This window comes from Caballeronia sp. GAFFF2 (assembly GCF_023631485.1).
In the GTDB taxonomy this organism is placed as follows: Bacteria; Pseudomonadota; Gammaproteobacteria; order Burkholderiales; family Burkholderiaceae; genus Caballeronia.
On sequence record NZ_JALQDA010000027.1, the window covers coordinates 242909 to 264390 of the forward strand.

18 protein-coding genes are annotated in these 21482 nt (G+C 61.8%); 6 read left to right on the forward strand and 12 right to left on the reverse strand.

Features of this window, described 5'->3' with window-relative positions:
- Positions 1-525: 525 nt before the first annotated feature.
- The 5 genes from corA to NCT04_RS17545 form a co-directional block, all read right to left on the reverse strand.
- Positions 526-1503 carry a magnesium/cobalt transporter CorA gene (gene corA / locus NCT04_RS17525; RefSeq protein ID WP_244829707.1) on the reverse strand — a complete coding sequence of 326 codons (978 nt, stop codon included), beginning with the start codon at positions 1501-1503 and terminating at the stop codon, positions 526-528.
- A 174-nt stretch (positions 1504-1677) separates the two neighbouring features.
- Positions 1678-2118 (reverse strand): bactofilin family protein, encoded by a 441-nt coding sequence (locus NCT04_RS17530; protein WP_244828389.1) that lies wholly within the window; start codon positions 2116-2118, stop codon positions 1678-1680.
- A 63-nt stretch (positions 2119-2181) separates the two neighbouring features.
- Positions 2182-2538 (reverse strand): hypothetical protein, encoded by a 357-nt coding sequence (locus NCT04_RS17535; protein ID WP_244828388.1) that lies wholly within the window; start codon positions 2536-2538, stop codon positions 2182-2184.
- The gene (locus NCT04_RS17540) at positions 2525-3508 is read right to left on the reverse strand and encodes a M23 family metallopeptidase (protein ID WP_250466795.1); all 984 of its coding nucleotides are present in this window, start codon (positions 3506-3508) and stop codon (positions 2525-2527) included. The genes NCT04_RS17535 and NCT04_RS17540 overlap by 14 nt, the downstream gene beginning before the upstream one ends.
- Before the next feature lie 208 nt (positions 3509-3716).
- Positions 3717-4679 carry a LysR family transcriptional regulator gene (locus NCT04_RS17545; protein ID WP_250466796.1) on the reverse strand — a complete coding sequence of 321 codons (963 nt, stop codon included), beginning with the start codon at positions 4677-4679 and terminating at the stop codon, positions 3717-3719.
- Between the two features lie 192 nt (positions 4680-4871).
- Between NCT04_RS17545 and NCT04_RS17550 the strand changes: the two genes are divergently transcribed.
- The 3 genes from NCT04_RS17550 to NCT04_RS17560 all read left to right on the forward strand — a co-directional run bounded on the left by NCT04_RS17550 (position 4872) and on the right by NCT04_RS17560 (position 7948).
- Positions 4872-6419, forward strand: a complete 1548-nt coding sequence (locus tag NCT04_RS17550) for a CoA-acylating methylmalonate-semialdehyde dehydrogenase (protein WP_250466798.1) — start codon at positions 4872-4874, stop codon at positions 6417-6419.
- 13 nt (positions 6420-6432) lie between these two features.
- Positions 6433-7335 (forward strand): 3-hydroxyisobutyrate dehydrogenase, encoded by a 903-nt coding sequence (gene mmsB / locus NCT04_RS17555; RefSeq protein WP_250466800.1) that lies wholly within the window; start codon positions 6433-6435, stop codon positions 7333-7335.
- Between the two features lie 256 nt (positions 7336-7591).
- Complete coding sequence (locus tag NCT04_RS17560; RefSeq protein WP_244828383.1) at positions 7592-7948, forward strand: hypothetical protein; 357 nt, start codon at positions 7592-7594, stop codon at positions 7946-7948.
- Positions 7949-8018: 70 nt separating this feature from the next.
- Here the strand turns inward: NCT04_RS17560 and NCT04_RS17565 are convergent, their stop codons facing one another.
- The 4 genes from NCT04_RS17565 to glgC form a co-directional block, all read right to left on the reverse strand.
- The gene (locus tag NCT04_RS17565; protein ID WP_250466802.1) at positions 8019-9455 is read right to left on the reverse strand and encodes a dihydrolipoyl dehydrogenase; all 1437 of its coding nucleotides are present in this window, start codon (positions 9453-9455) and stop codon (positions 8019-8021) included.
- 64 nt (positions 9456-9519) lie between these two features.
- Positions 9520-10320, reverse strand: coding sequence for an SDR family oxidoreductase (locus tag NCT04_RS17570; RefSeq protein ID WP_250466804.1), 801 nt, complete (start codon positions 10318-10320; stop codon positions 9520-9522).
- A 58-nt stretch (positions 10321-10378) separates the two neighbouring features.
- Positions 10379-11842, reverse strand: coding sequence for a glycogen synthase GlgA (glgA, locus tag NCT04_RS17575; RefSeq protein WP_250466806.1), 1464 nt, complete (start codon positions 11840-11842; stop codon positions 10379-10381).
- 37 nt (positions 11843-11879) lie between these two features.
- Positions 11880-13154, reverse strand: coding sequence for a glucose-1-phosphate adenylyltransferase (gene glgC / locus NCT04_RS17580; RefSeq protein ID WP_244828377.1), 1275 nt, complete (start codon positions 13152-13154; stop codon positions 11880-11882).
- A gap of 451 nt (positions 13155-13605) precedes the next feature.
- Here glgC and pdxY point away from each other — a divergent pair, with 451 nt between their 5' ends.
- Positions 13606-14484 (forward strand): pyridoxal kinase PdxY, encoded by an 879-nt coding sequence (gene pdxY / locus NCT04_RS17585; protein ID WP_244828375.1) that lies wholly within the window; start codon positions 13606-13608, stop codon positions 14482-14484.
- A gap of 115 nt (positions 14485-14599) precedes the next feature.
- On the forward strand, positions 14600-15559 hold the full coding sequence (locus tag NCT04_RS17590) for an MBL fold metallo-hydrolase (protein WP_250466808.1): 960 nt from the start codon (positions 14600-14602) through the stop codon (positions 15557-15559).
- A gap of 30 nt (positions 15560-15589) precedes the next feature.
- On the opposite strand, the gene NCT04_RS17595 is transcribed toward NCT04_RS17590, so the two are convergent.
- Positions 15590-16072, reverse strand: coding sequence for a hypothetical protein (locus NCT04_RS17595; protein WP_244828372.1), 483 nt, complete (start codon positions 16070-16072; stop codon positions 15590-15592).
- Between the two features lie 584 nt (positions 16073-16656).
- Between NCT04_RS17595 and NCT04_RS17600 the strand changes: the two genes are divergently transcribed.
- Positions 16657-17922: a glycosyltransferase family protein gene (locus tag NCT04_RS17600; RefSeq protein WP_250466810.1), complete on the forward strand. Its 1266-nt coding sequence runs from the start codon at positions 16657-16659 to the stop codon at positions 17920-17922.
- A 300-nt stretch (positions 17923-18222) separates the two neighbouring features.
- On the opposite strand, the gene NCT04_RS17605 is transcribed toward NCT04_RS17600, so the two are convergent.
- Together NCT04_RS17605 and NCT04_RS17610 are read right to left on the reverse strand one after the other, a co-directional pair.
- Positions 18223-19050 (reverse strand): shikimate dehydrogenase family protein, encoded by an 828-nt coding sequence (locus NCT04_RS17605; protein WP_250466811.1) that lies wholly within the window; start codon positions 19048-19050, stop codon positions 18223-18225.
- 484 nt (positions 19051-19534) lie between these two features.
- On the reverse strand, positions 19535-21253 hold the full coding sequence (locus tag NCT04_RS17610; protein WP_250466813.1) for a SulP family inorganic anion transporter: 1719 nt from the start codon (positions 21251-21253) through the stop codon (positions 19535-19537).
- Between the last annotated feature and the right edge of the window lie 229 nt (positions 21254-21482).

The window sequence follows — 21482 nt, forward strand, 5'->3', positions numbered from 1 at the left end:
TAGTAATCATGGGTGCCGCGCCGTTGCCACAGTGCCTCGCCGCGGAAGTCGCCAAAAAGGCGGGCGGCGCTGCACGGGCGTGGTCGCTGCAGGGCGGCGTGCATCGCAAACAAAGCGCGAAAGCGGTGCCCGACGCGCCCCTGACAATGAGCGCGCCGCGTCTCAATTCAGGCCCGAGAGCTTGACGGACAGAGGCCGGAACGACATGGCGGCTCGGAAGTGAGCGCCTGGCCGGCATGACCGGGACGGCGACATCGGCGTGGCCAAGGCCGTGCAGGACCTTGAATTTTTGCCGACGTGCGGTTGGTGCGGTACAGGTGAAGCTTAGAGTGAACGTGTCGAATGCGCGCTGGCAACAGTCTGGAGGAGATATGAGGCCGTTTCGCGTCAATTCAAGCTACCAGCTCAGAACCGGTGAGCCTGCCGACAGACCCTGAAGCGCCTCGCGCCGACATGTTCTGTTAGACAAATGAAATCGCGCTTTGGTTCCGTTTTGGCGCCAGGCGCGAGCTCCGCAAGACAGCATTATAGCCAACCTGCCTTCTTGAAGCGCCAATATAGTACTAAATCCACCGCTAGCATGACAGCAAGACACGCAGGATAGCCGTAAGCCCAGTCCAGCTCAGGTATGCGATGGAAGTTCATCCCATAGATGCCGGCGATCATGGTCGGTACGGCAAAGAGCGCGGCGAACGAACCGAGACGCTTGGTCACTTCGCTTTCCGAGAGTGCGATCAGGCCGAGATTCACCTGTATCGCGGTAACGATCATTTCGCGACGTCCTTCGATGGTCTTCACGATTCGCAGCAAGTGATCGTACACATCGCGGAAATATTCTTGCATGCCCGCGCACACCCCCGGCGAGCGTCCGCCATACAGTTTGCTGACTGCTTCGAGCAACGGCGCCGTGTGATGTTGCAAGATCGTCATGCGGCGCTTGAGCGAATAGAGATCTTCGATGATCTCGCGCGAAGCCGTCGAGCCGTTCTGTTCGAAGATGCGCTCCTCGACTTCATCGAGTTCCGAGCCGAGCGATTCCAGCACGGGAAAGTAACGATCGACCACCGCGTCGAGCAGCGCGTACATCACGAACGCCGGACCGTGCTTGAGCAAATGCGGCTCGCGCTCGCAGCGCTTTCTGACTTCCTGAAAGCCTTGCGTTGTCCGGTTACGCACCGAGAGCACATAGTTCTTGCCGACGAATACGTTCATCTCGCCAACGAGCACTTCGCCTTCTTCATCGAACTCGACAGTGTGGAACACGGCGAATAGCGAATCGCCGTATTCCTCGATCTTCGGACGTTGATGCCCGTTTTGCGCGTCTTCAACCGCGAGTTCGTGCAAGCCGAACTGATGCGTCATGTGGGCGAGTTCGCCGGGACCAGGTTCCTTCAATGCAACCCAGATGAAAGAATCGGGCAGATCGCGATAAGCGTTGATATCGTCGATATGCACGTCCGCGAGCTTCCGGCCGTTTTGATAAGCCGCGCAATTGACCAGCATGGGGCGCCCTTGTTGTGTCGATGTCACGGGCCACGCGTCGATGGGCGCTCGGGCCGCGTCATGTACGAGCGACATGCGAGGGCGCGAGCGCGTGGCCTCTTCATCTCCCGAATCTTAGCGGAAATGCCTCGCCTTGCATGCTCGCTGTTTCCCTTGCTGCAAGAACGCGACGCCTTATTTCGCCGAGTAATCGAGCACGGGAATGGGTTCGGGCGCGGGCAGCGTGGCGACGAGGCCGCCTTGCATCGAATCGAGCCGAGTCAGCTTGCCTTCTACGGTGGCGCCGACATCCATGCGCAACTTTTGATAGTAGATGTTGCCGTGCACGTGAGCGTTGGACTGAAGCTCGACGAAATTCGCGACGGTGACGTCGCCGACCACGCGTCCGTTGATGATCACATCGTGCGCGACGACGTTGCCGTGAATCGCGCCCTGATCGCTCACGACGAGCAGCGACTCGTCGCCCATGCGGCCCGTCACGTTGCCAGTGACCTGACCGTCCATGCGCAGGCCCTCGCTGAATTCGAGGTCGCCCGAGATATGAACGTTATGCGCGATGAGCGTGGCAAGCTTGGCTTGCTTCACGCCTTGAGTGTCTTTCTTCGATGAAAACATATCGAGTCCTTGCAATGCTGTTTGGATGTGACGAGCGACGCCGGCGGCGCGGCGAGAAGCGCATCAACGCTGTTTCTTGAGGAAGGCGAGATCGGTCTGCAATTTCTCGATCTGCGCGGTGGCCTGCGCCGCGCGTTGTTCGAGCGCCGTGCGCGTCGCGGCTTCCTGTTCGAGCGCGAATTGCGCATGCTGAAGTTGATCGCGCAACGTCTGTTCAGGGGCGGGCGGCGCGCACAGCACGTCGAGCTTGCGCGCCTGTTCGTGCGAAGTCTTGAGCGAATAGCCGGCAGCGCCGAGCGCGGCGATGGCGCAGACCGCGGCGATGACGCCCGGTACGAACGCGAGACTGCGCTTGGGCGTGAGCGAGTAGGTGTGGCGCGCGAGTTGCATCGACGCCCGTTTGGAATCAGCCTTGCGCATGAGCGATGCCCCTGAAAAGCATGAGATAGGGCTTCGGATTGATCTGCGCGCCATCGAGGATCACCTCGAAGTGCAGATGCGGTCCGGTCGAACGCCCCGTGGAACCGACTTCGGCGATCTCTTGTCCCGGCATCACGTAGTCGCCCTGATGCACGAGCAGTTTCGATGCATGGCCGTAACGCGTGACGACGCCGTTGCTGTGACGGATATCCACCGCATTGCCATAGCCGGAATGCTCGCCGGCCTGGACCACGCGACCGCCCGCACTCGCGAGAATGGGTGTGCCCGTGGGCGCGACCAGATCCATGCCGGGATGGAAACTGAGCCTGCCGGTGAACGGGTCGAAGCGATTGCCGTAAGGCGAGCCGAAGTGCGAGCCCGGCGCGGGATCGCGGCCGGGGTAGGCCATGTAGGCGGCGTAGTGTGCAAAGGTCTTGTCCTGGAGCAGCGAGAGTTTGTCGCCGATACAGTCGATGATCTGCTCGGCGCGCTTCATGCGCTGCCGGGGCGAGCCGGTCGCGCTGCTGTTCGTATCGCAAAGATGCGGTGGCAGTTCGGGGCCGCCCGCGCCATCGAGTGCGGGGCCGCCTTCGTCGCTATCGGGCAGCGGGGGGACGTCGTGGACACCGGGTGCTCCGCCCTCGCCGCCGTTCGCGGCCTTGAGGTGAGCGTCGAAATCGTGCAGTTCGCCGACTTGCGCGGCAAGACTTTCCACGCGCGGCGCGAGTTCGATCAGCGAGGCATTGAGACGGCCGAGTTGTTCGATCTCGTAGGAATTGCGCGAGACGAGCGCGTGTTCCTCGCCGAGATGACTGCGCCCGAAGATCGTGCCGATGGCAATGCCGAGCGCGAGCGCCGCGATGAGCAGCGCGATCAGCGCGACGACGGCGATTGCACGCGCGGTACGCGCTTCGACGAAGCGAATGCGCTTGCTCGATACCGATCGCCGTGACCAGATGACGAAAGCCATTAGCGAGACGCGCGAGCAGAACGGGCGTCGTGAGCCCGTGCGGATTGAAGCAGGATGAAACTAGGCGAAAGCATGAGGATAGGAGGATCGCGGCGCGGATCGAACATGGAAACCGGCCGGCGATTATGCCGCACGAATGCGCGTATTTGAGGTCTCGAATCAAAATGCTACGAATTCCGCTTTTTGGCCTTATTTATCTCGGAAGTAATCAGGATGCCTTGACGTCGACCCACGTCATGTTCGAGTCGCTGCCCATGAGAAACGCGCGGTTGGCGTCCGCTGCTTCGCGCAAGTAATCCCACACTGTCGTGATGCGTCTGAGCTTGCGCAAGTCCTCGCGGCAAGAAAGATAGAACGCCCGCGTCACTTCGACTTGCTCCGGCAACACCGCCACGAGTCGCGCATCCGGCGCGGCCATGAAGCACGGCAGAATGGCGAGCGCGCGGCCCTGCAACGCGGCGAAGTACTGCCCGATCACGCTCGTGCTGCGAAAGCGCGAAACCGCGCCCGGCACCGCGCGCTCCAGATAGAGCAGCTCGTAGCTGAAGGCGAGATCGTCGATATAACTCGCGAAACGATGACGCGGCAGATCGTCCTTCGTCTGAATGCGCGGATGCGCGTCGAGATATTCGGCGGTGGCGTAGAGCTTGAGCCGGTAGTCGCAGAGCTTCGTGTAGACGTACTGGCCTTGCTCCGGGCGTTCGAGCGTGACGGCGATATCCGCTTCGCGTTTCGAGAGACTCACGAAATGCGGCACGGGCAGCAGATCGATGGAGATGTTCGGATGCGCATCTTGAAAGCGCGCGAGTTGCGGCGCGAGGAAGAAGCAGCCGAAACCTTCCGTCGAGCCGACACGCACGTGGCCGGACAGCGCGTGGCCCGTGTTGGCGATCTGCTCGGTGGCGGACTGTACCGTGGTCTCGATCGAATCGACGAAACCGAGCAGATGTTGTCCCTCCGCCGTGAGGACGAAACCGCCACTGCGCGATTTATCGAAGAGCAGCGCGCCGAGTGCGTCTTCCAGCACGCGAATACGCCGCGCGACCGTCGTGTAATCCACGCCCAGCCGCTTGGCGGCGTGGCTCGCGCGCTGCGTGCGGGCAACTTCGAGAAAATAGCGCAGGTCGTCCCAGTTGAGTTTGCTTAGATCGAAGTTCGTGTGTTTTTGCATATCGATCGGGTGTTTTTATGGCGCGTCGATGGACTTTTGCATAACTATACTCAAGGGTACGAGTGCGCTGCATGACGGCGCGCCGATAACGATTCCGGAGACGACATGCTCATTCCCTTGCCGCTGGCCTTCTGGCGCGTCCCGTCGCTTCCGTTCGTCCTTTCTGCATGACATTCCAACAAGGAGACATTCGTGAATATTGCTGCTGAACATCCGGCTCAAGGCGCGGCTCGCGCAGACACGTCGACTCGCACGGCCAAATTGCTGATCGACGGCAAGTTCATCGACTCGAAGACTGCGGATTGGCGCGATATCGTCAATCCGGCGACGCAGGAAGTCGTCGGCCGCGTGCCATTCGCGACCAAGGAAGAAGTCGATGCCGCCGTCACTGCCGCGCACAAGGCGTTTCAGACCTGGCGCACCACACCGCTCGGCGTGCGCATGCGCCTCATGCTGCGCTTTCAGGATTTGGTGCGGCAGAACCTGAAACGCGTGGCGCAGACGCTGACCGCCGAGCAAGGCAAGACGCTGGCCGATGCCGAAGGCGATATCTTCCGCGGCCTCGAAGTCGTCGAACATGCGTGTTCCATCAGTACGCTGCAACAGGGCGAGTTTTCGGAGAACGTCGCGGGCGGCGTGGATACCTACACGCTGCGCCAGCCGATTGGCGTCTGCGCGGGCATCACGCCTTTCAACTTTCCGGCCATGATCCCGCTCTGGATGTTCCCGATGGCGATCGTCTGCGGCAACACTTTCGTGCTGAAGCCGTCGGAACAAGATCCGCTTTCGATCATGGAACTGGTCGAACTCGCGGTCGAAGCGGGCATTCCGGCGGGCGTGCTCAACGTCGTGCACGGCGGCAAGGAAGTGGTGGATGCCATCTGCACTCATCCGCTAATCCGCGCGATTTCCTTCGTCGGCTCGACGGCGGTCGGCACGCACGTGTACAACCTCGCAAGCCAGCACGGCAAGCGGGTCCAGTCGATGATGGGCGCCAAGAATCACGCCGTCGTCCTGCCCGACGCCAACAAGGAGCAGACGCTCAACGCGCTCGCGGGCGCGGGCTTCGGCGCGGCGGGACAACGCTGCATGGCGACCTCGGTCGCGGTGTTCGTGGGCGCGGCCAAGGACTGGGTGCCGGAACTCGTCGAACGCGCGCGCTCGCTCAAAGTCAACGGCGGCACGGAGCCGAATACGGATGTCGGGCCGGTTGTATCGAAGGCAGCGAAGGAACGCATTCTCGGGCTGATCGGCCAAGGCGTGGAAGAGGGCGCGACGCTCGCGCTCGACGGACGCGACGTGTCGATCGAAGGCTACGAGAGCGGTAACTTCATCGCGCCGACCATTTTCACGGGCGTCACCACCGAGATGACCATCTATAAGCAGGAGATATTCGGGCCGGTGCTATGCGTGCTGGAAGCGGCGACGCTCGAAGACGCGATCGAACTCGTGAACCGCAATCCGATGGGCAACGGCGTCGGCCTCTTCACGCAAAGCGGCGCGGCGGCGCGCAAGTTCCAGAGCGAGATCGATATCGGTCAGGTCGGCATCAACATTCCGATTCCGGTGCCGGTGCCCGCGTTCAGCTTCACGGGATCGCGCGGTTCGAAGCTCGGCGATCTCGGTCCGTACGGCAAGCAGGTCGTGCAGTTCTATACGCAGACTAAAACCGTGACCGCGCGCTGGTTCGACGACGCCACAGTCAACGACGGCGTCAACACGACCATCGCGTTGCGTTAAACAGGAGACAGCGATGCATATCGGCTTTATCGGACTCGGGCACATGGGTGGCCCGATGGCGGCGAATCTCCTCAAGGCCGGTCACGCGGTGACGGCGTTCGATCTTTCCGCGCCCGCGCTCGATGCGGCGAAAGCGGCGGGCGCGACGCTCGCCGCGCGCCCGAGCGACGCGGTGCGGGACGCGGAAGTGGTCATCACCATGCTGCCCGCCGCCGCGCACGTGAAGGCGGTCTATCTCGGCGATGACGGCGTGCTTGCGGGCGTCAAGGCAGGCGTTCCGCTCGTGGACAGCAGCACGATCGACCCGGCGACCGCGAAGTTCATCGGCGCGGCGGCGGCGAAGCACGGCAATCCGTTCGCGGACGCGCCGGTGTCCGGCGGCGTGGTCGGCGCGCAGGCCGGCACCCTCACCTTCATGGTCGGCGCGGAAGAAGCGCTTTTCGAAACCTTGCGTCCCGTGTTGGCGGACATGGGTAAAAACATGGTGCGTTGCGGTGAAACCGGAACGGGCCAGATTGCGAAGATCTGCAATAACCTGCTGCTTGGTATTTCGATGATCGGCGTAGCCGAAGCAATGAAACTCGGAGAAACGCTCGGTATCGATCCTTCAAAACTGGCGAGTATCGTCAATACATCGACGGGGCGTTGCTGGAGTTCGGATACGTGTAATCCCCATCCGGGGATTGTCGAAACCGCGCCGGCTTCGCGCGGATATAGCGGGGGCTTCGGCGCGGATCTCATGCTCAAAGATCTCGGCCTCGCCGTCGATGCCGCGCGCGGCGCAAAACAGCCTGTCTTCATGGGCGCTCTGGCACAACAGTTGTATCAGTCGATGAGCCAGCAGGGATTAGGCGGACTCGACTTTTCGGGCATTATAAAGTTATACGGAAAACCCAGGAGCGGTAACGCAGATTAAGCAATAGGTTGATTAGGCACGCACGTGCGTGCCTAATTCGTCTTAACGTAATAATCGCTTTATTAAGCTGCACTGCACCATGTCGCTTTGAACCCCTTACTGGGTGGAATCATCGGGATAACGATGATTCGCTTTCTCGAAAATTGTCCTATTCTGAAAGCACGACGCCCTTGTACTGTTAAAACACGGCTGCAATGGCGTTACTGGATGCAGGCGATTAGCCCGGCCTGTCGGGCGCTCAGACGAGGAGTACGCGATGCAAGTAACACGACACTTAAATATGGAATTGCGGCACGCCACGCTGCCGACTTATGTAGCCAGCTACTTTTTCCCGTTGCTATTATTGGCATACGAAATCTGGCGAGTAGGGTCTTACGTTGCGGTCAACGGCTTTAATTTCATGAATTTCAACGCGATGGGTTATGAGTTCGCGTTGATGATCGCCGTGTTCGCCATGCAGGTCATCGTTGAAATTGCTTTCCTGGCGGGCGCGGTGTTGACGAAGCATAAGGACGTGGGGCATCGCCTTGCGAATTTGTCGCTGGGCCTGTTCTGTTCGCTCGTCGTCCTCGGATTTGACCTTGCACTGCAATATGGTTTGAGCCAAAGCTAAATCACGCGTTCTTGCTCTGAGTCAAAAGGGGCCGGCTGCTTTTGCAGCCGGCCTTTCTCGTTTCAGGCGTTCAATAACCTGCGGCGCTGGGCAATCCCGGTGGCGTCTCCGAGCGTTCTTCATAGCACTTTCTATTCGCATCTTTTAACGCGGTGCGCAATCCTTCTTCGACAACCGGGTGATAGAAAGGCAGCTTCAGCGTTTCGTCCAGCGTCAAGTCGAGTTGCAATGCCCAGGCGAGTAAATGCCCGAGATGTTCCATCGCCGGGCCGCAGCCTTGCGCGCCGCGCAGCTTGCCGGTTTTGGCATCGGCGTAGATATGGAGAAGGCCGCGATTCTGCCGCATCACACGACTGCGTCCTTGCGTCTCGAACGATACTTCGCCCGTCACCGTCATCTGCTTGTCGAGATCGTCGTAGGCTGCGCCGACGATCGCCACCTGCGGCTCGCAGAACACGATGGAAAAGGGCACCTTGCGCTTGACCGGCTTCACGTCCGGGAAGCGCGCGGCATTGTCGCCTGCGAGCTTGCCTTCGTCGGCGGCATCCTGTAGCCAGGGACGGGTGCCGTCGCAATCGCCTGCAATGAAAATCGCGCTCTTGCCGCATTGCATGGTGTTTTCGTCGAAGAGCGGAGCGCCCTTGTCGTTCAGCTCGATGCCCGTTTTGCCGAGGTCGAGCGGCTTTAGATTCGGCGCGCGTCCGGTCGCGGCGAGCACGAGATCGAAGCGCTCGATGCGCTCGTCGCCTTGGGGCGTCTTGAAGCGCAGCGTCGGTTGCCCGTCCATAAGCGACATTTCGTCGATCTTCGCATCCGCATCCAGATAGAACTCGTCGGCGAGCGCGGCGGCGAGCGCATCGCGCACGGGCGTGTCGCTGATCGCGCCGACGCCGCCGCCTTTCGCGAACATGAATATTTCGACGCCCAGCCGCGACAGCGCCTGTCCGAGTTCCAGCGCGATAGGTCCCGCGCCGAAGATGGCCATGCGCTTTGGGAACGTGTGCAGTTCGAACAGATCGTCGCTCGTGATGAGTTTGTCCTCGAAAACTTTCAACTCGTCGGGAATCACGGGCGCCGCGCCCGTCGCGATCACGATAGTTTTCGCCTCGATGCGCGTCTCGTCGCTGACGACGAGCGTCGTCGGCCCGTCGAAGCGGGCGTGGCCGCGCAGGATCGACCCGTCGGGAAACGGCTTCGTTTCCTCGATCACGCTATTCACGAAGTGATCGCGCTCGTGCCGCACATAGTCGAGCACGTGCGCGAAATTGGCATCGAGCGCATGCGTGCCTTCGATACCGCGCGGAGCCAGCGCGTGCGCGTCGTGCAGGCCATTCGCGGCGGCGAGCAAGAGCTTCGACGGCATGCAGCCGATGCGCGCGCACGTCGTTCCCAGTTCGCCGCTTTCGATCGCGACGGCCTTCGCGCCAGCCTCGCTTGCCGCGCGAAACGCGGCGAGACCGGCCGTGCCCGCCCCGATCACGGCGACGTCTACTGTGATTGTCTTCATCGTATGTCCCGTTGGTTATGTGGTTGCGGCCCGCTGGCCTTCGTTTGTTGTCGGGACGAACAGATCATCCGTTGTCGGCGAAACCGGGGTAAAGCGTCATGCCGCCGTCGACGCAGAGCGTCGTGCCGATGACGTAATCGCTGTCGTCGGAGGCGAGCCAGACCGCCGCGCGCCCGATGTCTTCCACTTCGCCGACGCGCCCATAAGGCACGAGCGTGAGCAGCCGGTCGAGCGCTTCCTGCGTGTCCCACGCGTCCTTGTTGATCGGCGTGCGGATGGCACCGGGCGCGATGGAATTGACGCGGATGCGCAGCGGCGCGACTTCCTGCGCGAGCGACTTCATCATCATCTGAATGCCGCCTTTCGACGATGCGTAGTTCACGTGCCCTGCCCACGGAATGATCTCGTGAACCGAACTCATGCAAATGATCTTGCCGAGCGCCTTCGACACCGGCCGCGGCCCGCGCCGCTGAAACTCGCGTACCGCGCGCTGCGCGGTGAGAAATTGCCCGGTCAGGTTCGTGTCGATAACCCGGCGCCAGTCGTCGAGCGTGAGTTCGGTGAACCTCGCGTCCTTTTGCAGGCCGGAGTTCGCCACGACGATATCCACCGTGCCATAGCGCTTGACGACGGCATCGAACATGGCGTCGGTTTCGTGTTCGTCGGAGACGTCGGCGGCGACGGCGAAGGCATCGCCGCCATTCGCCGTAATCTCGGCGGCGAGCTTTTCGGCGGGTTCCGCGTGCGAGTGATAGTTGATGGCGACTTTCGCGCCGGCATCGGCGAGCGACTGGGCGACACCCGCGCCGATGCCGGAACTCGCGCCCGTGACGAGCGCGATCTGGCCTTCGAGGGATCGTTGCATGAGCGTTTCCGTGTGATTTGCGTCACGTGGCGGCAAGCAAGGTGCGCGCCCGGCACGTTCACGCGCCGAGCAAGCCCTGATAGACCTCCGCGTAGCGCAATGCCGCCGTCTCCCAGCCGAAGTTCTGCGTCATTCCGCGTTTCACGACGGTCTTCCACTCCGTGCGACGCGCTTTCAACGCGAACGCGCGCCGGATTGCGCCGACGATTCCCGCGCGGTCGAAGACATCGAAGGTAAAGCCGGTCGCGAGTTCATCCGCGAGATTTTCCAGCGAGCAATCGACGACCGTATCCGCGAGCCCGCCCACGCGATGCACGAGCGGCGGCGCGCCATACGACAGCGCATAAAGCTGCGTGAGTCCGCAAGGCTCGAAGCGCGACGGCACCATGACGACATCGCTGCCCGCGATGATCGAATGCGAGAGCGTTTCGTCGAAACCCAGTTCGACGGCCACCGCGCCCGGATGCGCGAGCGCCGCGTTCTTCATGCCGGTTTCGAGCGCCGGGTCGCCCGTGCCGAGCACGACGAGCTGGCCGCCGCGCTGCACGATATCCGGCACGGCGGAAAGCAGCAGGTCGAGACCCTTCTGCTCGGTCAGGCGGCTGACGACGCCGAAGAGCAGGGCGTCGTCATCGCGCGTGAGGCCCATGCGCTCCTGCAAGGCGGCTTTGCATTTGCTTTTCGCCGATGGCTTCGCGGCCGTGTAGCGCGACGCGATGGAGTCATCGACGGCAGGGCTCCAGATCGAATAATCGACGCCGTTCAGAATGCCGGTGATGTCGTGAGTACGCGACTGCAACAGGCCATGCAGACCCGCGCCGTGGGCTTGCGTCTGGATCTCGCGGGCGTAAGTCGGACTCACCGTGGTGATGCGGTCCGCGTAGTAAAGCCCGGCCTTCAGAAACGAGACATGACTATAGAACTCGACGCCATCGACCGCGAAAAAGTCGCCCGGCAATTGCAGCGCGCCGAACTCGGACGCGGGAAAGACGCCCTGATACGCAAGGTTGTGCACCGTCATCACCGTGGCGACGCGCGGCGCGCCTTCACGCTCGAACGCGCGCATGTAGGCGGGCGCGAGGCCCGCATGCCAGTCGTGCGCGTGCACGATCTGCGGCTGCCAAGCGGGATCGGCGCCGCCAGCGATACGTGCCGCGCTCCAGCCGAGCAGCGCGAAGCGCCGGTCGTTGTCCGCATACGGGCGATGCGCGGCATCGAGATAAGGATTGCCCGGACGGTCGTAAAACTGGTCGGCCCGCACGACGTAGACGATCACGCCATGCGGCTGCAACACACCGCGTTCGAGCCGCACATTGCCGGCGCCGAACGCAGCGCCCAGATCCGCGACGGGCTCGATGCCGGTGAGACCTTCGAGCACGGCGGGAAAGCCCGGTAGCACCACGCGCGCGTTCGTGCCCAGTTGCGATTGCGCCGGCGGCAGCGCCCCGACTACGTCGGCGAGGCCGCCGGTTTTCAACAGCGGAAACATTTCTGCTGCAACATGCAGCACGCACACGGTCATCGGCGCTCCCGTAGGTTGAGTTGACTACTTCGTGGCTTCAACGATCCGCGAGCCGCTGCAACGCTTCGCGCGTGACGAGCGTGACGCCGGACTCCGTGCGGAAAAAGCGCGCGGCATCGTCGTCCGGATCTTCGCCGATCACGAGACCTTCCGGTACCGTGCAACCGCGATCGATCACCACGCGCTGCAATCGGCAACTCGGTCCTATCGTCACCTGAGGCAACAAGACTGCCTCATTGATGTTACAGAACGAGTGCACCCGCACCGCCGACGAGAACACCGACTTCGAAACTTGCGAACCCGAGATCACGCAGCCGCCGCAGACGAGCAGATTGGTGATCGCGCCTTGCTGGCCGTTGAGATCGCGCACGAACTTGCCTGGTGGCAACTGTTCCTGATTGGTCCAGATCGGCCATTTGCGGTCGTACAAATCCAGTTCGGGGATGGTCGATGCAAGGTCGAGGTTTGCGGCCCAGTAGGCATCCACGGTGCCGACATCGCGCCAGTAAGCGGGCGCTTCGGGATCGGCGCTGGAGGTCACGCACGACATGCTGAACGGATGCGCGATGGCCGTGCCGCTCGTCACCACGCGCGGAATGATGTCCTTGCCGAAGTCGTGATCCGTGTTCGACGCGGCGATGTTCTCTTCGAGCAGGTGATAAAGATACTTCGCGCTGAACACGTAGATGCCCATGCTCGCGAGCGCCACGTCGGGCTTGCCGGGCATGGCGGGCGGATCGGCGGGCTTCTCCAGGAAGTCCGTCACGCGGCGATTTTCATCGACATGCATCACGCCGAAGGCGGTCGCGTCCATGCGCGGCACTTCGATGCAGCCGACCGTGCAATCCGCGCCGCTCTCCACGTGGTCGAGCACCATGCGCGTGTAATCCATCTTGTAGATGTGATCGCCCGCCAGCACGATGATGAACTCCGGCGCAATCGACCGGATGATGTCGAGGTTCTGGAACACGGCGTCGGCCGTGCCGCGATACCAGCTCGAATCGACGCGTTGCTGCGCCGGCCAGATATCGATGAACTCGTTGAACTCGCCGCGAAGGAAACCCCAGCCGCGCTGAAGATGGCGCAATAGCGAGTGAGCCTTGTATTGCGTGACGACGGCGATACGGCGGATGCCCGAGTTAAGGCAGTTCGATAAAGCGAAATCGACGATGCGGTACTTGCCGCCGAAATGCACGGCAGGTTTGACGCGCCTGTCGGTAAGCGGTCCGAGACGAGTGCCGCGCCCTCCGGCGAGGACGATTGCCAGGGTCGACTTTTGCAAATCGGTGCGATTCTTTGACGACGTCTCCATGTCAGCTCCTGATTTGACCTGCGACTAGTGAATTGATGCTGCTCTCTTGTTCGTCCTCGTATGCTGGCGGCGCGCGAGCTCGCTGGCTTGGGGTAGGTCCATGGGTTCGCGCGCACGAACAGGGTGGAAGCATTATCCGGTGCGCGTCGGCATTCGTGTACCGATGACGCTCTTTTTTTGTTCCACCGATCCGCACTGCCGCGCGCAGTGCACGGAAATGCTGGCGGCATTTTCGAGCAAACAGCGTGCCGAACGCCCGTGCGACGGCCTTCTCGGGTGTTGCAGTTGCGCAATTTATCGTGCGTGGACGATGCCGCGGTGCGTTAAGGCACGGCACAATACGGCTACGCAAGCTTCGCGATCCACACGCAAACGCTTGCGAGCACGAAGAGAAGCCGCATGCCATGCGGCATTCTCCTGACCGAACAAGCCGCACCCGGGAATCAAAAACATGAACAACGTCCTGAGTATCCAGTCGCATGTGGTGTTCGGCCACGCCGGCAATAGCGCGGCGGTTTTCCCAATGCGCCGTCTCGGCGTCAACGTCTGGCCGCTCAACACGGTGCAGTTCTCCAATCACACGCAATATGGCCGCTGGACCGGAAGCGTGGTCGACGCCGACGAGCTTCAGAGCGTGATCGAAGGTATCGGCGCGATCGGCGTGCTCGGTCGCTGCAACGCCGTGCTGTCGGGCTTTCTCGGCGCGACCGAGCAAGGCCGCGCGGTGGTCGAGATCGTGAAGATGGTGAAGGCGGTGAATCCGCGCGCGCTCTTCTTTTGCGATCCTGTCATGGGCGTGACGGGCGGCTGCACGGTGGCGCCGGGCATCGAAGACTTCCTCGTGACGACCATGCCCGAAGTCGCCGACGCCATGATGCCCAATCACCTCGAACTCGAAAAGCTCGCGGGCCGGCCGATCGAGACGGTGGAAGAAGCCGTCGATGCCTGCCGCGAAGTCATCGCGCGCGGGCCGCGCACGCTGCTCGTCAAGCATCTGCTCGACCGCAACAGTCGCGCCGATACCTTCAACATGCTGGCCGTGAACGCGCACGAAGCGTGGTTCGCGCAGCGTCCGCTGTATCCGTTCGCGCGTCAGCCAGTGGGCGTCGGCGATCTGACGAGCGGTGTGTTCGTCGCGCGCACCTTGCAGGGCGATTCCTTGCGCCACGCGCTCGAGCACACGCTCGCGGCCGTCAACGCGGTGGTGAAGACGACTTACGATGCAGGGCGTTACGAACTGGAGATCGTCGCCTCGCAGGACGAGATCGCAAAGCCCACCGACTGGTTTCCGGCCATTCGCGTGTCGGGCACCGAGATGGCGCGGCGATAGTCCGGCCACGCGCCCCGTATTTACCCTTGGTTGGCTGACAGAGCGCGCGGTTGCTTTTGACAAGCCGCCAGATGGGCGTCGATGATTCACCGACCCTCACTCATGGAAGCGCGACATGGCAAAGGCTTTCGCATCCCAGGCGGACCTGGAAGAGAAGAAGATCACCTTCACGCAGCTCTCCGAGAACGCCTACGCCTATACGGCAGAAGGCGATCCGAACTCGGGCGTGATCGTCGGCAACGACGCCGTGCTGATCGTCGATACGACCGCGACGCCCGCAATGGCGCAGGATCTCATCGCGAAGATTCGCAGCGTCACCGACAAGCCGATCAAGTACGTCGTGCTGTCGCACTATCACGCGGTGCGCGTGCTGGGTGCATCGGCGTATTTCGCGGAAGGCGCGCAGCAGGTCATCGCGAGCCGTGGCACGTACGAGATGATCGTCGAGCGCGGCGAGGCGGACATGAAGTCGGAGATCGAGCGCTTTCCGCGCCTCTTCGCAGGCGTCGAGACGGTGCCGGGCCTGACATGGCCCACGCTCGTGTTCGATCGCGAGATCACGCTCTGGCTAGGCAAGCTCGAAGTGCGCATCGCGCATCTCGGCGCGGGTCACACGAAGGGCGATACGGTCGTATGGCTGCCATCGCAGGACGTGCTGTTTTCGGGCGATCTGGTCGAATACGACGCCGCGTGTTATTGCGGCGATGCCCAGCTCGCGCAATGGCCCACGACGCTCGAAGCCTTGCGCGCGCTGAATGCGCGGAAGCTCGTGCCGGGCCGTGGCCCCGCGTTGCTCACGCCTCAAGATGTGCACAAGGGTCTCGACTACACGAAGGACTTCGTCACGATACTGCTTGCCGCCGGGCGCGAAGCCGTTGCGCAACGACTCGACCTCAAGGGCGCGATGGCGCTCGCACGCAAGTCGATGGACCCGAAGTTCGGCCACGTCTTCATCTACGAGCATTGCCTGCCTTTCGATGTCTCGCGCGCCTTCGACGAAGCGAGCGGCATCACGCATCCGCGTATCTGGACCGCCGAGCGCGACAAGGAAATGTGGACCGCGTTGCAGGAATGATGCGCGCGGCCGTTCGCGTTTGGTCGTCAATCACGCGGTCGCGGCGGCTGCGGCCATTGCCTTGAAGTTCTCCGGCGTGGCGAATGCGAGGTACTGCGCCTGCATGTCGGGCGTGAGGAATTCGAGCATCGTCGAGTTTTCGATCCATAGTTCGATCACGTCGAAGAAATTGCGGCCGCGCGTGCAGCGCACCGCGCGCCAGCCTTCGCGTTCGCCGATGGCGATCACTTGCGCCGCGTCCATCTGCGTGGCAATCGCCATATGAAACGCGCTGTATTGCGGACGGTCGACCTTGCCCGCGCCAAAACTCACGCTGGTTTCCGCGCCGCCGCCGGGCGTGATGACGCGATCGCCCGGATAGACTTCGATGATGCTGCCGCGGTCATCGCCGGCGACGGCCATCCACGAGTCGGGAAACGATGGAAACGGCGCGGCGAAACCGTTCCAGAGTTCGGCGAGCACGTTGGCGACGTGTTGTGGATCGCGGGCGGGAATGGATGCGTGGTAGATCATCGCGAAGGTCTCCGGTGGCTTTGAGGAAGATCGACGGCGATGCTTTCATGCTTCGCAAGTGGCTGTCAATTGGCACTGCTACGAAGCGCGGAAGAGTGCTTAGTTTTGGCGTTATTTTGTCACTAAGCGCTGATAGAAAAGCGCTTGAAGTGTCTGAGGAAAATCCGTCGATTAGTTAGCAAGACAGACGGATAAAAAAATGCCGCCCGGGGTAGGCGGCGAGAGCGCGTCCAGTTGAAATCCCGTTAGGGTGAACGCGTGAGGAGACAACATTGAGGAGTATGGCAAACGCCCGGGCGGCGCTCAACCTCGAATCGGAAGCACACCATTTCATGGTCGCCGTGATTCCGTTCAGGCTGAAACCTCGTCGTCGCAGGGTTCATTGCTTGAGTAAGCGCTTCGGAACGATGTGCATCATCGTTGCGCTTTCAAACATATCTTTGCGTTTCTGAACACGCGCAACGCCATGCGTTGGCTACACTGATAATCCGCTTCGTTTCCTCGCTTCATTCATGCCTTGTCTGCTCGTTGATTCATTCGATTTCAAGCAGTATCCCGACGCGAACCACGCACTCAAGCACGCTTTGGAAATACGTGATTCCGGCGATTGGGCGTTGCTCGAGCACTTTTGTGAAAACGCGCTGCAGTGCTTTCCTGGCGATGTCGAACTGTCCTGGCAACTCAGTCATAGTCACTGGATGCGGCATGACTGCATAAAGGCCGAAGCGGTCATGCGCGATGCCGCAAGGCTGCATCCGGACAACGGTCTCGTCACGGGCGCGATCGCGATGTATCTGAACGAAGAGGCGCGTTATGAGGAAGCGGAAGCGCTTTACCGCCAGGCTATTGTGCAGAGTCCGAATGCGCCGCATCTCCCGATCGATCTAGCCGATCTCGAATTGCGTCGCGGCGCGTGGCGTGACGGCTGGACGCGCTTCGAACATCGTTTGACTAACCCGCATCATGGCGACAAGAGCGTCGTCACCCGCGTGGAACGTGAAGCGCCGCGCTGGCGCGGTGAATCGCTCGCGGGAAGGCGCGTGGTTGTGTATAGCGAGATCGGTCATGGCGACGATATTCAGTTCGTGCGTCTATATCCGCGATTCGCAGAGTTGGTGCGCGCGCACGGCGGCGAGCCGATGCTGGCTGTGCGCCATGTCCTTCACTCGCTCATCGAGCGTGTCGTGCCTGATTGCGTGCTGGTCGCGGAACATGCATTCCGCGGCTGCGATTACTCCATACCCATGATGAGCATGCCGTTCTGGCTAGGCTTGATGCCGGCGGAAATCGAGGGCCGCGCGTATCTGCATGCCGATGCGGAACGCGTTGCGGCGTGGCGCTGCTTGCTCGAAGAAGAAGGCGCCGATAACTTGCGTGTCGGCATCGTCTGGGCGGGCAGTCCGACGCATCGGCGCGATGGTCAACGCAGCATTCCCGTCGATGCGCTCGCGCCGCTGTGGCGTCTGTCGAACGTGACGTTTTATCCGGTTGCTCCCAGCCGCGATGGCGATATCGCAAAGATGCGCGCGGCAGGTGCGTGTGTCGTCGAGGTTGCGCAGCGCTATCGAGACAATTTTCATGACTCCGCTGCATTGCTCACGGCGCTGGACGTATTGGTGACTATCGATAGTTCGCCCTTGCATCTCGGTGGCGCGCTTGGGCGGCCGGTGCTGGCGATGATCGATCTTGCATCGCACTGGTGTTGGGGAACCAGCGAGACGCAGCCGTGGTACGACTCGGTGCAACTGCTGCGTCAGCATGTGGCGGGCGACTGGCGGCCCGTGGTGGAACGCGTTGCCGATGAACTGGCGCAACGCGTCCGCATGCATCAAAGGAAGGCGGGCAAATGAGTTGACCCGCCGTTGCCGCTCATGAGCACTCGTGGCAGGCATGGGCCGCGCATAGCCGCGCTGGGCGGAATGGATGGTGGTCACGCACTGACCGTCTTGCGGTTCAAGCGCGCTGTCGATATCGCGCTTGGCGCCGTCGTGCGTCTTCATGCCGTAGCGACTCTCGCGGTGCGCTCCGGGCTGCTACGAAGAGGCTGATGAGATCGGCACGCGCTTCGGAAGGAAGCGAATGCGCGGCCATCAAAGTGCAGCAAGGATCATGGAATTAAAACCGGAAGCCTTTATTCGGCTGGCGCGGCCTCAGCGCTTCAACAGATAGTCCACGATTTTGTCGCACACGCGCCCGAACATTTGCGTGCCGGTGACGGTGCGGCAACCTTGCGCGCGCGCCGCTTCGATGAACGGCGTAAGCGGTGGCTTCGTGACGACATCGCCGACGAAAGTCTTTGCATCGAGCTTCGATACATCGATCGGCAGCGGATCGCCTTCGCGCATTCCGGCAGGCGAGGCATTCACGACGATGTCGAAGTTCTCCGCGCCCGAGTCGCTATCGACGCTCACGGCGCCGCGACCCAGACTCGCCAGACGCGAGGCGAGGGCTTTGGTGCGCGCGGCATCGAAATCGCGGACAGCGAGCGATGCGACGCCCGCATTAACCAACGCATGACCGATTGCCGATCCCGCTCCGCCCGCGCCGATTAGAAGCGCGCGTTTTCCTTGCGGATCGCAGCCTGCATCGCCGAGGGCCGCGACCATCGCGGCGCCGTCGGACATGCCGCCGTGCCAGGAGCCGTCCGCGTTGCGTCTTAGCATGTTGGCCGCTCCGAGGAACGCGGATTCTTCCGCGAGCGACGCGCAAAAGCCAGCGGCGCTGAACTTGTGCGGCACGGTGATGATGACGCCATCGACGTTTTGCATCGGCGTGACGCCGGCGAAGAAAGCGGCGAGGTCGGCAGGTGCGACGTGAGCCGGGATCACGATTGCATCGTGTCCTGCCTTGCGCAAGGCGGCGGTCACGCCGGAGGGCGAACGTACTTGCGCAATGGGATCGCCGACGATGAAGTAGAGGCGAGTTGCGCCGCTTAAGCCCGCATCGAGCAATGCGGAGAAGGATGTGTCCTGCGCCATGCTTTGAATGTCTCCTTTGTGCGCTTCGGTCGGGGGACGTTGCGCGGATGGGTGTCTTAGCTCAAAAGCGTTGATGAACTGTAGTCTAAATTGGAATGGGATTCAATCTTCGGTATGCATTGGCAACTAACGGTCTTTGATTTCGGCTTACTTGAAATACGCAGAGTGAGTGGTCGGAGGAAGTGCCTCACGGCCTTCAGCGCCAGCGTAAGCGAAGTGCATGCAGTACGCAACTTGTGGGTATCTAAAATACAAAATCCAATGCAAAACGAGTGTGAACGTGCCGAAGCCGAACGCCGAACGCCAAACGCCAAACGCCAAACGCCGAACGCCAAACGCCGAACGCCGAACGCCGAACGCCGAACGCCGCAGCCGCAGCCGCAGCCGCAGTCGCAGTCGAAGCCAGATGCCGAAGCCAGATGCCGAAGCCGAAGCCGAAGCCGAATGCCGAACTCCGAGCCCTACGTGCCGAACGCGCCGCACCTCAAAGCGCCCCCGCTTCATGCGCCTCGGCACTCACCCCCGCAGCCGCAAGCGCCTCATGCAGCGTCGCGAATACATTGGACTTGCCGATCACTTCCGTTAGTCCATGCCGATCCATGTCGAGCCGAAGAAACGGATTCACTCGTCCAAAGATCATCGCGATATCGCGATGCCGCACGCTCGCGACTAGATCGCTCAACGTGCGCGCGGCCGAGTAGTCCGGATCGGTGATCGCGCCGGCATCGACGACAAAATGACGTAGTTTAAGAGGCGCCGCATCGATCAACTGCTTCACTTCCGCCGCGAAGAGATGATCGTTCGCATAAAACAGATCGGCGCCGAACCGATACACGATCAAGCCAGGCGCGGTGACGACGCCGGGACGCGTCGGTACGAACTGCCACCGGCGGTCCGGCGCGACGGGCGCGAGTACCATCGTATGCGGACGATAGCTGTGCCGCACATGCCGCATCAGCGACAACGCCACGGCAAGCAAGATGCCATGCTCGACCCCGATCAGAACGACCGCCGCCGCCGTGATCAGCGCCAGCGTGAACTCTCCCGGACTCTCGCGCCGAATGGCCTGCAGGCTTTGCACATTGACGAGCCCGACGGCGATGGTGAAGACAATCGCGGCAAGCACGCAATGCGGCAGGTACTGCAAAAAGCCGCTCAAAAACATCAAGACGACGACCACCACCGCCGCGAAGGTGAGTTGCGCGATCTGGCTGCGTGCGCCGGCGCGATCGGCCATCGCTGTCTGCGTCGGGCTGCCGTTGACCACGAAGGCGCCGCTGAACGCGGCAGCCGCATTCGCGGCGGCGAGGCCGAGCAAGTCGCCGTTGGTATCGGCGGATTCGTGGTGCTGCTGTGCGAAGACACGCGCCGCGGCCGCGCTTTGCGCCACGATCATCACGAAGCACGACGCCGCCACGGGCACGAGATCGAGAAACTGCTGCCACGTGACGTGCGGCACGCGCAGCGGCGGCAATCCGCCTGCGACCGGGCCCAGTACCGCGATGCCGTGGGCCGCGAACCCAAACGTCTTGCTCGCGAGGATGCTGCCGATGACCGCGACGAGCGGTATCGGCACGCGCGGCCAGATACGTCTGAAGCCAAGTATCGCGACGATCACGAGTAACGAGAGAGCGAGCGTCGGCAAGTTCGCTTCGACGATATGGTCGACAACATACCAAAGCTGCGCAAGGCTGCGCGACGACGGCACCGGCACGGTCATGCCGAGGATATCGCCGAGCATGGCGATCGACACCTGTATGCCGACGCCCGCCAGGAAACCGGCCAGCACCGTGCGCGAAAGGAAATCGGCGAGAAAGCCGAGCCTGAAGAGCCGTGCGAGCAGCAACAACGCGGCAGTCAGCAGCGCGACCATGCTTGCCAGTTCGACATATTCGGCGCTCGCCATCGGCGCGATGGTCGATACGCGGCTCGCGAAAATCGTGGCGGTGGCGGAATCCGCGGCCACCACGAGATGGCGCGATGCCCCGAACAACGCGAACGCGGCGAGCGGAATGAATGCGGTATACAAACCTGTAACCGCAGGCATGCCGGCAATGCGCGCATAGCCCAAGACTTGCGGGATATCCATCGATGCGAGCGAGAGCCCCGCAAGGATGTCGCGTCCCGCAGCGAGCCGGTCGATCGGCAAGATGCCTTTCAGGAAACGCGGCGGCACGGGAGGTCGCGGAGTTGAATCTTGCATGCGTTATACCGGGTCGCGGGAAGAGCGCATCGTGCCCCATGACGGCCGCAATGCCAAGCGGCTTCATCACTCACGCCGAGCAATCTAAAAAGGTCTTTGCGCGCGATCCGAAAATGGAATAGGATTCCAATATCAAAGGCAGTTCTACATCTAAAAGGCAGCTTCGAGTCGCGTATAACTGCGATCCGAATCGGAAGGAGCGAGACAAAAATGATGGAGACGCTGGTTA

Excerpts from the sequence above, each read along its gene's own strand:
- NCT04_RS17570 (WP_250466804.1), bottom strand. The coding sequence starts at position 10,320 with ATGCAACGATCCCTCGAAGGCCAGATCGCGCTCGTCACGGGCGCGAGT.
- NCT04_RS17610 (WP_250466813.1), bottom strand. The coding sequence starts at position 21,253 with ATGCAAGATTCAACTCCGCGACCTCCCGTGCCGCCGCGTTTCCTGAAA.
- NCT04_RS17545 (WP_250466796.1), bottom strand. The coding sequence starts at position 4,679 with ATGCAAAAACACACGAACTTCGATCTAAGCAAACTCAACTGGGACGAC.
- NCT04_RS17595 (WP_244828372.1), bottom strand. The coding sequence starts at position 16,072 with ATGATCTACCACGCATCCATTCCCGCCCGCGATCCACAACACGTCGCC.
- NCT04_RS17540 (WP_250466795.1), bottom strand. The coding sequence starts at position 3,508 with ATGGCTTTCGTCATCTGGTCACGGCGATCGGTATCGAGCAAGCGCATT.
- NCT04_RS17565 (WP_250466802.1), bottom strand. The coding sequence starts at position 9,455 with ATGAAGACAATCACAGTAGACGTCGCCGTGATCGGGGCGGGCACGGCC.
- NCT04_RS17560 (WP_244828383.1), top strand. The coding sequence starts at position 7,592 with ATGCAAGTAACACGACACTTAAATATGGAATTGCGGCACGCCACGCTG.
- NCT04_RS17605 (WP_250466811.1), bottom strand. The coding sequence starts at position 19,050 with ATGGCGCAGGACACATCCTTCTCCGCATTGCTCGATGCGGGCTTAAGC.
- glgC (WP_244828377.1), bottom strand. The coding sequence starts at position 13,154 with ATGGAGACGTCGTCAAAGAATCGCACCGATTTGCAAAAGTCGACCCTG.
- NCT04_RS17530 (WP_244828389.1), bottom strand. The coding sequence starts at position 2,118 with ATGTTTTCATCGAAGAAAGACACTCAAGGCGTGAAGCAAGCCAAGCTT.
- pdxY (WP_244828375.1), top strand. The coding sequence starts at position 13,606 with ATGAACAACGTCCTGAGTATCCAGTCGCATGTGGTGTTCGGCCACGCC.
- mmsB (WP_250466800.1), top strand. The coding sequence starts at position 6,433 with ATGCATATCGGCTTTATCGGACTCGGGCACATGGGTGGCCCGATGGCG.
- NCT04_RS17590 (WP_250466808.1), top strand. The coding sequence starts at position 14,600 with ATGGCAAAGGCTTTCGCATCCCAGGCGGACCTGGAAGAGAAGAAGATC.
- glgA (WP_250466806.1), bottom strand. The coding sequence starts at position 11,842 with ATGACCGTGTGCGTGCTGCATGTTGCAGCAGAAATGTTTCCGCTGTTG.
- NCT04_RS17535 (WP_244828388.1), bottom strand. The coding sequence starts at position 2,538 with ATGCGCAAGGCTGATTCCAAACGGGCGTCGATGCAACTCGCGCGCCAC.
- corA (WP_244829707.1), bottom strand. The coding sequence starts at position 1,503 with ATGCTGGTCAATTGCGCGGCTTATCAAAACGGCCGGAAGCTCGCGGAC.